This window comes from Nocardia brasiliensis IFM 10847 (genome assembly GCF_000710915.1).
Taxonomy (GTDB): domain Bacteria; phylum Actinomycetota; class Actinomycetes; order Mycobacteriales; family Mycobacteriaceae; genus Nocardia; species Nocardia brasiliensis_A.
Map to the genome: position 1 here is coordinate 55,884 of NZ_BAUA01000174.1, position 13,140 is coordinate 69,023.

13 protein-coding genes are annotated in these 13,140 nt (G+C 65.9%); 9 read left to right on the plus strand and 4 right to left on the minus strand.

Annotated features, from left to right (window positions below):
* Positions 1-130 precede the first annotated feature (130 nt).
* A complete protein-coding gene (locus tag NBRGI_RS33650; RefSeq protein WP_029901215.1) occupies positions 131-481 on the plus strand; it encodes a C2 domain-containing protein in 351 nt (116 codons plus the stop codon).
* A 43-nt stretch (positions 482-524) separates the two neighbouring features.
* On the opposite strand, the gene NBRGI_RS33655 is transcribed toward NBRGI_RS33650, so the two are convergent.
* The gene (locus tag NBRGI_RS33655) at positions 525-860 is read right to left on the minus strand and encodes a hypothetical protein (RefSeq protein ID WP_148311050.1); all 336 of its coding nucleotides are present in this window, start codon (positions 858-860) and stop codon (positions 525-527) included.
* Between the two features lie 130 nt (positions 861-990).
* Here NBRGI_RS33655 and NBRGI_RS33660 point away from each other — a divergent pair, with 130 nt between their 5' ends.
* Entirely contained in the window at positions 991-1,398 is a 408-nt protein-coding gene (locus NBRGI_RS33660) for a RidA family protein (protein WP_029901217.1), read from the plus strand.
* Between the two features lie 378 nt (positions 1,399-1,776).
* On the opposite strand, the gene NBRGI_RS33665 is transcribed toward NBRGI_RS33660, so the two are convergent.
* The gene (locus NBRGI_RS33665; RefSeq protein ID WP_036561864.1) at positions 1,777-3,009 is read right to left on the minus strand and encodes an MFS transporter; all 1,233 of its coding nucleotides are present in this window, start codon (positions 3,007-3,009) and stop codon (positions 1,777-1,779) included.
* Between the two features lie 22 nt (positions 3,010-3,031).
* Between NBRGI_RS33665 and NBRGI_RS33670 the strand changes: the two genes are divergently transcribed.
* The gene (locus NBRGI_RS33670) at positions 3,032-4,048 is read left to right on the plus strand and encodes a LysR family transcriptional regulator (protein ID WP_235211181.1); all 1,017 of its coding nucleotides are present in this window, start codon (positions 3,032-3,034) and stop codon (positions 4,046-4,048) included.
* A gap of 410 nt (positions 4,049-4,458) precedes the next feature.
* On the opposite strand, the gene NBRGI_RS33680 is transcribed toward NBRGI_RS33670, so the two are convergent.
* Positions 4,459-5,994, minus strand: coding sequence for an FAD-dependent oxidoreductase (locus NBRGI_RS33680; RefSeq protein WP_051728230.1), 1,536 nt, complete (start codon positions 5,992-5,994; stop codon positions 4,459-4,461).
* An 80-nt stretch (positions 5,995-6,074) separates the two neighbouring features.
* Between NBRGI_RS33680 and NBRGI_RS33685 the strand changes: the two genes are divergently transcribed.
* Positions 6,075-6,689 (plus strand): TetR/AcrR family transcriptional regulator, encoded by a 615-nt coding sequence (locus tag NBRGI_RS33685; RefSeq protein ID WP_029901221.1) that lies wholly within the window; start codon positions 6,075-6,077, stop codon positions 6,687-6,689.
* Between the two features lie 38 nt (positions 6,690-6,727).
* Here the strand turns inward: NBRGI_RS33685 and NBRGI_RS33690 are convergent, their stop codons facing one another.
* Positions 6,728-7,579 (minus strand): LysR family transcriptional regulator, encoded by an 852-nt coding sequence (locus NBRGI_RS33690; RefSeq protein ID WP_029901222.1) that lies wholly within the window; start codon positions 7,577-7,579, stop codon positions 6,728-6,730.
* 68 nt (positions 7,580-7,647) lie between these two features.
* Here NBRGI_RS33690 and NBRGI_RS33695 point away from each other — a divergent pair, with 68 nt between their 5' ends.
* The 5 genes from NBRGI_RS33695 (at position 7,648) to NBRGI_RS46835 (ending at position 13,081) form a co-directional block, all read left to right on the plus strand.
* Positions 7,648-8,625: an EamA family transporter gene (locus NBRGI_RS33695; RefSeq protein WP_235211182.1), complete on the plus strand. Its 978-nt coding sequence runs from the start codon at positions 7,648-7,650 to the stop codon at positions 8,623-8,625.
* Complete coding sequence (locus NBRGI_RS33700; protein WP_029901224.1) at positions 8,613-9,884, plus strand: alpha/beta fold hydrolase; 1,272 nt, start codon at positions 8,613-8,615, stop codon at positions 9,882-9,884. Before NBRGI_RS33695 ends, NBRGI_RS33700 begins: the two co-directional genes overlap by 13 nt.
* A gap of 100 nt (positions 9,885-9,984) precedes the next feature.
* Entirely contained in the window at positions 9,985-10,452 is a 468-nt protein-coding gene (locus NBRGI_RS33705) for an MmyB family transcriptional regulator (protein ID WP_235211189.1), read from the plus strand.
* A gap of 161 nt (positions 10,453-10,613) precedes the next feature.
* The gene (locus tag NBRGI_RS33710) at positions 10,614-11,783 is read left to right on the plus strand and encodes a cytochrome P450 (protein ID WP_029901226.1); all 1,170 of its coding nucleotides are present in this window, start codon (positions 10,614-10,616) and stop codon (positions 11,781-11,783) included.
* Between the two features lie 521 nt (positions 11,784-12,304).
* Positions 12,305-13,081 carry a hypothetical protein gene (locus NBRGI_RS46835; RefSeq protein WP_148311052.1) on the plus strand — a complete coding sequence of 259 codons (777 nt, stop codon included), beginning with the start codon at positions 12,305-12,307 and terminating at the stop codon, positions 13,079-13,081.
* The last annotated feature ends 59 nt before the right edge of the window (positions 13,082-13,140 follow it).

Here is a 13,140-nt window from a genome sequence, read left to right on the forward strand (position 1 = left end):
GACCGGGACCGGCATCGGCCGGCTGAATGGAGTTGAAAGCAGCGCGGCCGCAACGTTTTTAGTGCAACATTGATCGTGTGGTTCCTGGCCGCGGGGCTCGGCACCAACTAGCTGGCGCAGGAGACCGGTCATGGTTGAAATCAATCTCGTGCTATCCGCCCAGGACCTGCCGGACACCGACACGCTAGGGGAGACGGACCCCTACCTGAAACTCTATGTTCAGCGCGCCGGAGCTTGGGTGCTGGCCACCATGACCGAGATCCGCAAGAACGACCTGAATCCGCGCTACGCGCCCTGCGTCGTCGATGTCGGCGACAGTGAGGGGTCCGCCATCCGGATCGAGGTGTGGGACCACGATCGGATGGGCAGCGACGAATTGGTCGGCAAAGCCGAACTCTCGGTGTCCGAGTTCCTGCGCGCCGGGGGAAACGCCACCCTGCCCTTGCCGGGCGGAGGGCAGGTCAACGTCTCGACGTTGTGATGGAGCGAAGGCGCGGCTCGCCCACCGGTGTCAGGTGGGTGGCTCAGCGGCTCGCGGGTGGTAGGCGGTCGGTCGGGGTGAGGATGTCCGATCGCACGTCGAAGAGGAACGGTACGTCGGCGGGGCCGCCGGACAACCACCATGTGCTGACAATTGCTATGTCGTCGTTGATCTCTTCGATCGTGCACTGGATCGTGGTGGGGCGGGGATAGGTCGACGTCGGCGACAGTTCGCCGCCGAAAAGGGCGCTCTTGCCTACCAGTTGGTGAGGTCGGCCGTGCGCGTCTGCGAATTCGACCAGGACGATCCCCGGCTGCGGATCGTCGCTGAGCCAATGGATAGCGCTGGCCGGCAGTTCGCAACCATCGCCCTTGCCCAAACTCTGTTGCACCACAACACCTTATCGAGATGACGGCCCGCCGGTAAATCAGCGCGCGGCAGCGCAGGCGATTGGTCTGAAGCGACAAAAAGCGGTTGGCGAAGATTCGGCCGGCGAGAAGAATCGAGCCGTGACGAAGACTGTGACGCTGATCAGATCCGACAAGCTGGCCACTGTCGCCGAATACGCTTATGCCGCTACGGCTCCGGCGGAGGCGCGACTCATCTTTCTCGCCGGTGCGTGCCCGCTGAATGCCGACGGCAGCACCGCGGCGGTGGGGAATTATGCGGGACAGGCCGCGAAGGCGATCGAGAACCTGCAGATCGCGTTGCGCGAGGCCGGCGCCGAACTCGAGAACGTGATCAACACGCGGGTGCTCGTCGCCAGTGCCCGACAGGAGGATTTGGTCACGGCCTGGGAGGTCGTGCGGGACGCGTTCGCCGAACACGATGTGCCCAGCACCCTGCTGGGCGTCACGGTGCTCGGCTACGACGACCAACTGGTGGAGATCGAAGCGGTGGCCGCCGTCGTGGATTAATAGGCAACAGTACTTTTGACGAGTTCGTAGCCGTCGGGTCCGTTTTGGCGCGGGTAGGTTCAGCGCCCCGGTCTCGATGGCCACGGGCTCGAGGATGCCGGACACGTAGCGAGGGGTGTCGAGGCGAGCTGCGGCCTGGACGAAACCTGCTGCGGTATAGACGTTTTCCTCGTCAGGGGCTGAGGCGCGCGGGGGTGGGTCCAGCGGGCGAGTAGGACGGTGGCGTCGTCCGGCAGGTTTCCGTGCTGGTGGGTGAGGATGGCGTGGATCAGGCGGCGCGCGGTCTCCGGCGACGGGGTGTCGGCATGCGGACGATGCACACCGAAGCAGTCCGATAGCCGATCGAGGAATACGAGAACTGTTGGCCGAATCGGGACTTCACGCGGCGGTCAGCGCGGTTCGGCGGCGCAGCGCCGGGCCCAGGGCGTGCTGGCCTGCGAACAGTGCGACGCCGACGAGCGCACAGGCCGTTGCCAGGGTCTCTCGTCCGGCGTGGTTCAGCAGGACGGTGCCGACCAGCGGGCCGAACACTCCGCCGATACTCCAGGTGGCCGATGCGACGCCCATGTACTTTCCGCGCAGGTCGGCCGGCGCGATCGCGGCGAAGACGCCGCCGAACATGACCGCGATACCGATCTGGCCGAGGGTCCAGGCCAGAACCGATGCCGCATAGGCGGTGCTGCTGTGTGCGAGAGCGCTGAAGGCGGTGCCGGCGCCGACCATGAGCATCGAAACAGCCAGCACCACACTGGGATTGCGATGTGCGAGCAGCCGTACCGCCAGCGGCTGCCCGACGACGATGGCGGCGCCGTTCATCGCCAGCATCGTGCCGTACATCGCCGGGCTGTGGCCGTCTGCGGTCATGATGAGCGGCAGCGTGGCGAATGTCTGCTGGAACAGTGTGAAGTAGACGACGTAGATCAAGGCCATCGCGATCATCAGTGGGTCGCGCAGCAGTACCGGCAGCAGGGCGCGCGGCGCGAGTTCCGCTGTCGGCGGGCGGGTTTCGGGGACCCGGTGCCAGACGATCAGCGCCGCGAGGACCGAGGCGGTGGCGTTGATCCAGAACAAGAGCCCATACCCGTGCTGGGCAAGGATCCCGGCCGTGACCGTGGCGACGGAGAAGCCCAGGTTGGCTGTCCAGAACAGCAATCCGAAGGCCCGGATGCGTTGTGCTGGTGGGAGATCGGCCACCATGGCGGCTCCGGCGGGGCGAAACAGGTCTGCGGTCAGTCCGAGTCCGAGGGCGGCTGCCCAGATCGCGGGCATGGCGTTGGCCGAGCCGAGCGCGACAAGCGCGAGGGCGGTCCCGAGGAAACCTACGAGCATGGTGTGGCGTCGACCGATGCGGTCGCCCAGCCAGCCGCCGAGCAGCTGGGATCCGATGCCTCCGATACCGACCGCCGCGACCACCGCACCGGCGGTCGTCGGTGTCAGCTGCCGTTCCTGTGTCAGATAGAGCACCAGGAAAGACTGTGCGACGCCGCCTGCTCGGCTCACGAAATGTGTTGCCGCCAAGGCCCAGACGAGGTCCGGCAGGTTCAGCCGCAGTCGGGAGGGTTCGCGGACGAGTACTGCGGCGGTCGGCGCGGCGGGGGCGTAGGTGGTCATGTGAACGAATCTAAGAACTGGAGTGCATCGAGAAAAGCGATCATTTCTTCTCGATTTGATCGGTATTGCTTATGCTTATGCGATGGCTGAAATCGAGCTGCGCCACCTGCGCACCATGGCCGCCATCGCCGCGGAAGGAACATTCGGGCGAGCGGCGCAGCGCCTCGGCTACACCCAGTCCTCGGTGAGTCAGCAGATCGCCGTGCTGGAGAAGGCCGTCGGCGGTGCGGTGTTCGACCGTCCCGGCGGGCCCAGGCCCGTGCGGGTCACTCCGCTCGGCGAAGTGGTCCTGCGTCGCGGACGTGTCCTGCTCACCGAGGCAGACGAACTGGCCGACGCGGTCGACCGTTTTCGCGCCGGCCACGGTCGCATCGACATCGGAACTTTCCAAGCCGCGACCAAGCTGATCCTTCCGGCGGTCGTGCGTCGGCTACTGACCGAGCATCCGCACTGCGACATTCGGTTGTCGGAGGTAGAGCCGGCCGATCCCCAGCTCGGCGGTCTCGACCTGCTGTTCCACTACGGAAGCGTCGACGCCGATGTGGAATGCGTAGAGCTACTCGACGAGCCGTACCTCTTGGTGGCAGGCGTTGGTGCATTCCCCGAGGGGCCGGTGCGGACGGGGCTGCTCAACGACGCCCCGATCGTCGCCTGGCCGCCCACTCATCACCAGACGTGGCTGGAACGGACCCTCGCTGCCAAGGGCGCGCGGCCGCGCATAGTGTTTCGAACGACCGGCCACGAAACCATCCTGGCCATGGTGCGAGCGGGCATAGGCTCAGCAGTGCTGCCGGCGCTGGCCCTCCACGGATCCGACGTGTGGTCCGACGGCGAACTCAGTGTCCATCCACTGCAACCGGCGCCCTCCTGCCCGTGGTACCTCTACTGGCCGACCGGCCGCGCCCCCGCACCCCTCGCGGCCCGAGTCATCGACATCGCCACCACTGAGGCCCAGGAACTGGGCGGCGAACTTGCGCGACTCATCGACCGGACAGGAGCCGTCACGAGCCTGAAAACTTCTGTCCCGCCGGATAATTGAGCCGATAGCAGGGGAGCACACAACCGCAGCGCCGGGTCAAGAGTCGAACTGCACCTGCTCCCAAGGCAGGGCGAGCAGGACGTCGATGAGCCGATCTGCTTCGCCGTGCTCGACCAAGTGGCCGGCGTAGCGTAGAGAATGGGCCGTCGGCCTTGGCCGATTAGTGCCAGGCTGATTGTCCGCCGTGGCCTCGCCGTCTTCAGTGCCCGCGGCAAGCCGTGCCGAAAAGTGTTGCGATATCGAACAATCCGGGTTTCTCTCGGCCATTCGCGACTCGTTACCCTCGATGGGTCGAAGTGACGATGGTGGCTGGGACTGCGCGGGCTCACCCGGCTCGACGCCGAGGTCGTCGAGCGCGCCTGCAACATCTCGACCGTCATGTCGTCTGCTGGCGAAACCGATGGCGGGACTTAGGTGAATTCGGCGAGATACTTCGTGACGGCTTGGGAGTCGCCGGCGTCGGAGATCAGTCCGATATAGCCGTCGGGTCGGATCAGGACGAGCGTTTGGTCGGTGGAGGCATAGGCAGTCGCGAGGGTGCCGGCGGTATCCGCGAATTCATCTGTTGCCAGTGGCTTCGCGACGAGGTGCAGTACTCGGGGCGGGTTGCCGGGAAATATCGGGCTCAGTCGGGGGCCGAAGTTGAGCAGGGTGAAGCGGCCCTGGCCGATCAGGTCGAACAGGCGATGGACCCCGTCGGCGGTGGCAAGCTCGGTCGCGTCGGGCGCGCGGTCTCCGGCGCGCAGGCGCGCCTGGTCGTCACGGTCGTCGCTCGCCAGAACGGATCCGCGGTATCCGACGTCGAGCTGGATCGTGCTGGCGTCTCTGTCGACCGAGATCACGTTGGTCTGAACGATTTTGGCCAGGCGGGCGTTCGACAGTGCGAGGACGTGAGCGGCGACGGGACGTCGCTCGGACTCGTACGAATCGAGCAGCGCGAGCGGCGCGCCGTCGTTCACCACGGCAGCGAATTTCCATGCGAGATTGTGTGCGTCCTGGATTCCGGTGTTCATGCCCTGGCCGCCGGCCGGTGAATGGATGTGTGCCGCGTCACCGGCGAGGAAGGTGTTCCCTGTCCGGTAATGGTCGGCCAGCCGAATATTGGCGCGCCACATCGAGATCCACTCGGGTTCGTGTAGTCGGATGTCGGTGCGGCCCGTCCTTTGGTCGACAGTCGCCTGCAAGTCGGCGAGGCTGAGCCGGGGTTTTGCGCCCGGTGGGAGGGACGCGACGTATTGGAACACTTCGGTGGAGGGCAGCGGGCACAGGCTCAACAACCCGGTCGGGTGCGCCCAGGTCTTCCATGCGTCACGACTCACGCCGGAAACTGGAAGGTCCGCCACGATCATTCGCACGTCCTCCCGCGTCTCGCCGGCGAAGGTGACCCCGGACTGTTTGCGGACGATGCTGTGTCCGCCGTCGGCGCCGACGAGCCAGCGCGCATCGATGGTGGTCGAGATGCCATCGGTGACTATCTCGGCCGCGATGCCGTCCTCGGTCTGGGTGTAGCCGACCAGCGCGGTGTCGAATTCGACTGCGCCCCCGAGTTCTTCGAGCCGAATCCGGAGGGCTTCCTCGACTCGCCACTGCGGCGTGATCACGCTTGCCGGGTACGGAATGTCCGGCCGGTCGGTCAAGTATTCGGGGGTCGTACCACCGTGTGTCACCTGCCCGTCGGGGCCGGTCGCGTTCATAGGCATCGCCATCTGGCCGTTCGCGATCACTCGTTCGACGATGCCGAGGTCCTCGAAGATCTCGAGGGTGCGCGGTTGCACGCCCTTGCCGCGTGAACCTGGCCGGGGGCCGGGTGCGGAGTCGATCAAACGGAACGACACGCCGCTGCGTGCAAGTTCGACGGCCATCGTCAGCCCGGTCGGCCCGGCCCCGACGATCAAAACCGTGGTGGCGTTCGTTTCTGCGGAAGTGACGTCGTGCAACTCGTCCATCGAGTCTCCTAAGAAAGTAAAACCTTTCTTGAACAGTAGCTCGGATTGCTTAGAAAGGTGGACCTTTCTAAGGTGGGACAATGGTCACAGCGGAGACGAATCCCGTGCGGTCGGCGGGCCGACGGCACGGAGCGGCACTCGAAGCTGCCATCCTCGACGCCGGCTGGGACGAGCTGACCGAGGTCGGTTATGCCCGCCTGACCATGGGATCCATCGCCAAACGTGCGCACACCAGCGAGCCGGTCCTGTATCGCCGCTGGGCGAACAAGGACGAACTCGTGCTCGCCGTCTTGGACAGATACCGGGCGACGCATGCCGTTGCCGTTCCCGACACCGGCAATCTGCGTGACGACCTGATCCAATATCTGACCGCGCTGAGCAAATCCCTTGCCGGGTACTTCGCCATCACGGCGGCCGCGTCCTTGTCGGGCTTGCTCGCCGCCACCGGCATGTCGCCCGCGCAGATCCGCGAACGTGCCATGGGTGGCCAAGCACTACCGCAGCGACGAACCGTCTACCGGCAGGCTGCAGCCCGAGGAGAGCTCGAAGGCGTTCCAGCGGCGGTGCTCGCCGTGCCGTTCGATCTGGTGCGGCACGACCTCCTGATGGACCTCGAACCCCCTGGCCCCGAACGCATCCACGCGATCGTCGAGGAGATCTTTTTGCCCCTCGTGCGGGCTTACCGACCAGGCTGAGAACTACTGGGCGGCCGGGCATGAGGTCGGTGGATCGGTCAGGTGCGGTAGAGCTCGGTGAGCAGCTCGAGTACGGTGCGGGTGGCGGGGTGGGGGTCGTCGCGCCACCAGATCAGTTGTACGGCGATCGGTTCGGCGTCGCGTACCGGTAGGTAGACGATGCCGGGGCGGGGATATTGGTCGACGACGGATTCCGCGGTGACCCCTACGCAGCGGCCGGTGGCGATGACTGTGAGCCAGTCGTCGATGTCGCGGCTCTCCTGTTCGGCGGGGCGCGCGTCGGCGGGCCACAGATCGGCGGTGGTCGTCCCGGTGCGCCGGTCGACGAGCAGGTCGCGGCTGCTGAGATCGGCCAGGCGTACCGAGCGGCGCGTTGCCAGGGGATCGGCGGTGGCGATTGCGCACCAGCGTGTTTCCAGGCCGATGATGGCGCTCTCGAAGCGGCGGTCCGCCAACGGTTTTCGGATGACGCCGAGGTCTGCGGTGCCCTCGGCCAGGCCTGCGCTCGGGGAGTTGATGCGAAGCAGGTGCAGTTGGGTCTCCGGGTGTGCTGCCTGCCACCGGTGTTGAAAGGTGATTGTGCGTCGGCCGAGTGCCGACCAGGAGTGGCCGATACGCAGTTCGACGTGGCCCGATGTCGCGTCCTGGATCAAGTTTTCGACCTCGCTCAGCACGCGCCGGGCGTGCGCCACGACGCGTAGTCCGATCGCGGTTGGCGAGGTTTCGCGCGATGTGCGCCGCAGCAGCCGGACGCCGAGGCGCTGCTCGAGCGCCGACAGTGTGCGCGAGACCGCCGCCTGTGAGACGCCGAGAGTGATCGCGGCGTCGGTGAACGTGCCCTCGTCCACGATCGCGACGAGGCAGCGCAACTGACGCAGCTCGATATCCATAACCAGATCGTATAGTTGGTGCGCGCCATGCATTTTGCGAATGCGCAGCCTCGGCACAGGATCTCAGTGTGCAAGCAGACTCCACGCGCCCGGCAGACCTTGCCGTCCTGCCCGCGAAGCCCGGCGCCGTGCCGATTGCCGGAGTGTGCGCGATGCTCGCCAGCGGCCTGTCGAACCAGCTCGGCGCCGCGATCGGGTCGTTGGCCTTCCCGGTGCTCGGCCCGGTGGGCGTGGTCGCGGTCCGTCAGTGTGTCGCGGCGGCGGTGCTGCTCGCGGTCGGCCGGCCGCGCTTTCGGTCCTTCACGCGCCGCCAGTGGGGGCCGGTGTTGCTCCTCGCGATCGTCTTCGGCGTGGTGAATCTGTCGCTCTATTCCGCGATCGACCGGATCGGTCTCGGCTTGGCGGTGACCCTGGAGTTCCTCGGTCCCCTTACCATCGCGCTGGCCGGCTCGCGCCGACGCGTGGACCTGGGCTGTGCCGTGCTCGCCGTGGCGGGAGTCGTCGTGCTGATGCGCCCGCGCCCCACTGCCGACTATCTCGGCATGGGGCTTGCTCTGCTCGCCGCTGCCTGCTGGGCCGGTTACATCCTGCTCAACCGTTCCCTCGGACAGCGCTTTTCCGGGGCGCAAGGCACAGCGGCCGCGGCAGGGCTGTCCGCCTTGATATACCTGCCGCTCGGAGTGGGTGTCGTGGTGCATCACCCGCCTTCGGCCGGTGCCGTCGGTGCGGCTGTCGCGTGCGGAATCCTCGCCTCCGCTGTGCCGTTCCTCGCGGACCTGTTCACGCTGCGTCGCGTTCCCGCTGCGGCGTTCGGGTTGTTCATGAGCGTCAACCCGGTGCTCGCCGCGGTCGTCGGTGCGCTCGTGCTGGGTCAGCGGCTGGACGTGGCCGCCTGGTCGAGCATCGCGGCGATCATCGCGGCCAACGCGATCAGCATCGGCCGCGATGCCGAGTTCGACGCGGCGACAATGCTCGACGTAAGCCGAAACAACGCCCCTGCCAAGATAACTCGTTGCCGCAAAAGGAGCTTTCCGTGCACGGTGTAACCCTGACCGACCACTTCTTTTCCGTCCCCCTCGACCATGATCGGCCCGATGGCGAGCACCTCGAGATCTACGCCCGCGAGGTCGTGGCCACCGGACGCGAGCGCGAGCAGCTGCCCTGGCTGCTGTTTCTGCAAGGCGGCCCCGGCATGGTGCCGCCGCGTCCGATCGGCCGGGACTCCTGGCTGGACCGTGCGCTCGACGACTACCGCGTCCTACTGCTCGACCAGCGCGGCACCGGCCGCTCCAGCCCGATCACCCGGCAAACGCTCCCGGCGTGTGGCGAGCCCACCGCCCAGGCCGACTATCTCACCCATTTCCGCGCCGATTCGATCGTCCGCGACGCCGAACTGATCCGGCGCGCACTGACCGGCGAACCATGGTCGGTGCTCGGCCAGAGCTTCGGCGGTATGTGCACCGTCACCTACCTCTCGTTCGCGCCCGAGGGTCTGCGCGAGGCAATAATCACCGGCGGCCTTCCCGGTTTGCGCGTCACCCCCGACGAGGTCTACCGCGCCACCTATCCGCGCGTGCACCACAAAAACACCGCGTACTACCGCCGGTACCCGCAGGACGTCGCCGCGGTCCGGCGGATCGCCGCGCACCTGATCGAGCATCCGGCGCCGCTGCCCGACGGATCCTTGCTCACCGTCGAGGCCTTCCAGTCGCTCGGACTGATGCTCGGCACCCGCGACGGCGCGGACGTGCTGCACTACCTTCTTGAAAACCCTTGGGCCGGAACAGAATTGTCCGACGGCCTACTCGCCCGCATCGCGGGTTTCCTCAGCTACGCCCAACTGCCGCTGAACCCGCTCATGCACGAACTCACCTACGCCCAGCGCTTTACCGGTGCCACGGACTGGGCCGCGCAGCGCGTACGCGGCGAGTTCCCCCAGTTCGACGCGCGCAAGGCGTTGGCCGGGAACGATCCGGTGCTGTTCACCGGCGAGATGAGCTACCCGTGCCACTTCGACCAGCCCTGCCTCGAGCCCTTGCGCGAGCCCGCCGAGATACTGTTCGCCCGCGCGGACTGGCCCGACCTCTACGACCCGCAACGCTTGGCCGCCAACGACATCCCCGTCGCCGCCGCCGTCTACCTCGACGACATGTACGTCGACGCCACCTACTCGCTGCAAACCGCCGAGACCATCAAGGGCCTACGGCTGTGGGTCACCAACGAACACGAGCACGACGGGCTTCGGGTCAGCAGCGGACGCGTCCTCGACCACCTGCTGCGCATGCTGCACGGCCAGATGAGGTGAGTACGGGTACCCGGCTTTGGGCCGTCGGTGGATCAGCCCTGGTCGACGTGCGGATGTTGCGCGCGTGCACGTTCAAGAAGGCGGTGACTGCTCCGGTTCCGTGGAGGTCACAGCCCGCAACAAACTCGCCGATGCCCTCTACGACGGACTACCTCTGCGTGACAACCTGGCACGAATGGCCTTCCTCGACGAGGCGGTGAACCGCTTCGTCGAAGACCCCGACCAACTTGCCCACTGCACCGTCGCGACGTTGCGAGCTGCCGCCGGGCCCCAACCTCGCATGCGGCAGATGATCGAGTTGATCGGGGAACTGTCGCTGCGCAGCGACAAATTCCGTCAGCTGTGGGCTCGCCACGACATTCACCGTAAAGGCAGCGCAGTCAAACACTTTCACCACCCGGTGGTGGGCCGGCTCATGCTGCACCAGCACGCGATGACCCTGCCCGATCATCCCGATCTGCAGCTGTGGATCTACCAAGCTGAGCCGGGCTCCGACTCCGAACACGCACTACGAAGGCTCGCCGAGCTGGCAACCACGCTGGTCGACCGCTCGCCGACCAACAGCTGATCGAACCAACTACGGTTTGCCAGTGGTTCTGGTCCCCCCGTCCGTGCGGTAGCTCGCTCCGCGAGCTGCGTCGACTCGCCGGATCCGTGCGGCGATCCGGCTACGTGGCGTGCGATACCAGGCTACGGTGGGAGCGTCGCGTTGATCCGGGGGAGCCGATCATGGAATTGCATTACAGCCCATTTGATTTCGACGTTCAGCGGGATCCGTATCCGTATTACGCGCGTTTGCGGGTCGAGGCGCCGGTGTTCCATAACGAGGCCGACGACTTCTGGGCGTTCTCGCGGTATGGGGATGTGCGTGCGGCGCTGCGGGATGCGGAGACGTTCTCCAGCGCCAACGGGTTCCGGATGGAGCCGGCGTTCTGGGGGCCGCAGGCCGAGCGGTTCTTCTCGTTCGTGGCTATGGATCCGCCGAAGCACAGCAGGTTGCGCGGGCTGGTCACCAAGGCGTTCACCGCGCACCGGGTGCAGGGCTTGGAGCCGCGGTTGCGGGCGATCGCGGCGGCGATGATCGAGCCACTCGTCGCGGCCGGAAGTTTCGATCTGATGGTCGATTTCGCCGGGGCGTATCCGATGGAGGTGATCTCGGAATTGGTGGGTGTCCCGGCCGCCGATCGGGACATGCTCCGCGGCCTCGGGCGCGAGATCATGTATGTCGATGAGGAAAGCACCGATCTGCGACCGGAAGCGGTGCAGGCGATCGGTGCGTTGATCGGGTATTACACCGAGCTCACCATCGAGCGGAGCAAACAGCGGCGCGACGACCTGCTGTCGGATCTGCTCGACGCGAGCGACGCCGGCGACCGGCTGACCCCGGAAGAAATCGTCGGGGTGCTCATTCTGTTGGTCGGTGCGGGCGTCGAGGCGCCGATGCTGAGCCTGGGCAATATTTGGTATTCCGGCCATCGGCATCGTGCACAGCGGCCGTTCGAGCGGCTCGATGAGTGGATCGCCGAGACTATGCGCTGGGATCCCTCCACCCAGACCCTCTTGCGCACCACCACTCGTGATATCGAGCTGCACGGGACGAAAATTCGTGCCGGAGAACGCATTCTGCTCATCACCGGCTCGGCCAACCGTGATCCGGAGGTCTTTCCCGAACCGGACACCTTCGACCTGAACCGCGACACCAGCGCATCCCTCATTTTCGGTAGCGGCCGCCACCACTGCCTCGGCGTCAGTCTCGGCCAGCTCGAACTGCGCACGGCACTAACGGAATTACTCGCCGCCATCACCGAATACGAGATCGATCCCGAAGGAACCCGCCGCATCCACTCTTCGAACAACCGAGGTTTCGCGGCCCTGCCCACGCAGGTAAAAGCGCGCTGACACCGACAGCCGTCGGCCGCACCGAGCCCCCGCAGGCCCTCCGCGTTATCTTGGCGTCTGAACGCACTGAAGAAGCCGAATTGAGCGTGTTCGGCTGTCACTGTTGTTGGTTCCGATCGATGGCGCGGTGTGGTTGTTCAGGTAGGTGGACTGCGGTGGTTCGCGCACCGCTTTCGTGTTCGCGCACCCGCTGCGGCCGGCCATATGGGGTGCGGGAACGCAGGAGGGGTGCGTGGAGTCGGAAAGGACATCCCCGTGCCGCCGAACCAATCCACGGCGCAGCTGTTTGCGGCGATCCGCCGGGACTCGCGAGCGGTCATGTCGGCCGGGAGCTACAGGCCGAGTACAGCGTCGGCTACCGCACGATCAACGCTACGCAGACCTCAGCGTTCCCTGAGAAGCGCAAGGAGTATCCGGCGCGGGCCTCGAAGCTGGATCCGTTGTCTCGTGTGCAGCGAGTCCACGGGCCGTGACGGCACGCGGTACCCGTACTTCATCTGTCGCCGTAGCAAGGAAGCTCTGTGTGTGATCTTCCGGCTCTTCCGGTGGAGGACGCGGTAGCTGAGCACTACCGCGCACTTCGGTTGCCGAGCGATTTCGCCGTCGAGACACGAGCTCGTCTGGAGGAGGTCCTCGCCGATGAGCAGAGCGCCACGCGGGAGATGCACACGAATCTGAACCGTCAGCTCGAGGAACTCGACAAGCAGGAGAACCGTCTCGTGGATCTGCTGGCGGATGGGTCGATGCCGCAGGCCAAGATTCGGATGAAGCTGATCGAGACCAAGAGTCAGCGCACGCGACTGGATGCCGGGCTGATCATGGTGGACCTGGCGGGACGGTATTCAAACCGTGTTGACCTGCGGGAAATTGAATCTGCTCGTGCCTCGATCGAGGTCGAGGATCGTTCACCGGTCCTTAGCCGACGCAAGCGACGGGCGCGAGCGAAGGCGGCTCGCCGAACCTCGCAGCGTCTCGAGCGTCGGTTGCTGCAGGCGACAGTCGATGAGTTGGTCCAGGCATACGGCGAGGGTGCGTCTACTGCGGAACTCGCCGAGCGCTACGGCGTGTCCAAGAGCGCGGTTCTCGCCCTGCTGATCAAGCGTGGTGTTGTGAGGCGCTATCAGTCCATGACCGAAGTCGATATCGACCACGCCGAACAGCTCTACCTCGAGGGCCACTCCCTGGTCGCCTGCAGCAGGTTGACGGGCTTCCCTGCCAGCAGCATCAACCGCGCACTCCATAAACGCGGTACTCCGATGCGACCCGCTGGCCGACGCCGGGCCCGCACGCCTCGGTAGAACCAGGGAATTGCGGCGTGGCTACACCCCCGAATCCGAACGAATCTATGACCGTTGGC

What these genes read in the sequence shown, in the direction of transcription:
- NBRGI_RS33690 (WP_029901222.1), bottom strand. Translation starts at nt 7,579, where the DNA reads ATGGATATCGAGCTGCGTCAGTTGCGCTGCCTCGTCGCGATCGTGGAC.
- NBRGI_RS33650 (WP_029901215.1), top strand. Translation starts at nt 131, where the DNA reads ATGGTTGAAATCAATCTCGTGCTATCCGCCCAGGACCTGCCGGACACC.
- NBRGI_RS33685 (WP_029901221.1), top strand. Translation starts at nt 6,075, where the DNA reads ATGGTCACAGCGGAGACGAATCCCGTGCGGTCGGCGGGCCGACGGCAC.
- NBRGI_RS33665 (WP_036561864.1), bottom strand. Translation starts at nt 3,009, where the DNA reads ATGACCACCTACGCCCCCGCCGCGCCGACCGCCGCAGTACTCGTCCGC.
- NBRGI_RS33710 (WP_029901226.1), top strand. Translation starts at nt 10,614, where the DNA reads ATGGAATTGCATTACAGCCCATTTGATTTCGACGTTCAGCGGGATCCG.
- NBRGI_RS33680 (WP_051728230.1), bottom strand. Translation starts at nt 5,994, where the DNA reads ATGGACGAGTTGCACGACGTCACTTCCGCAGAAACGAACGCCACCACG.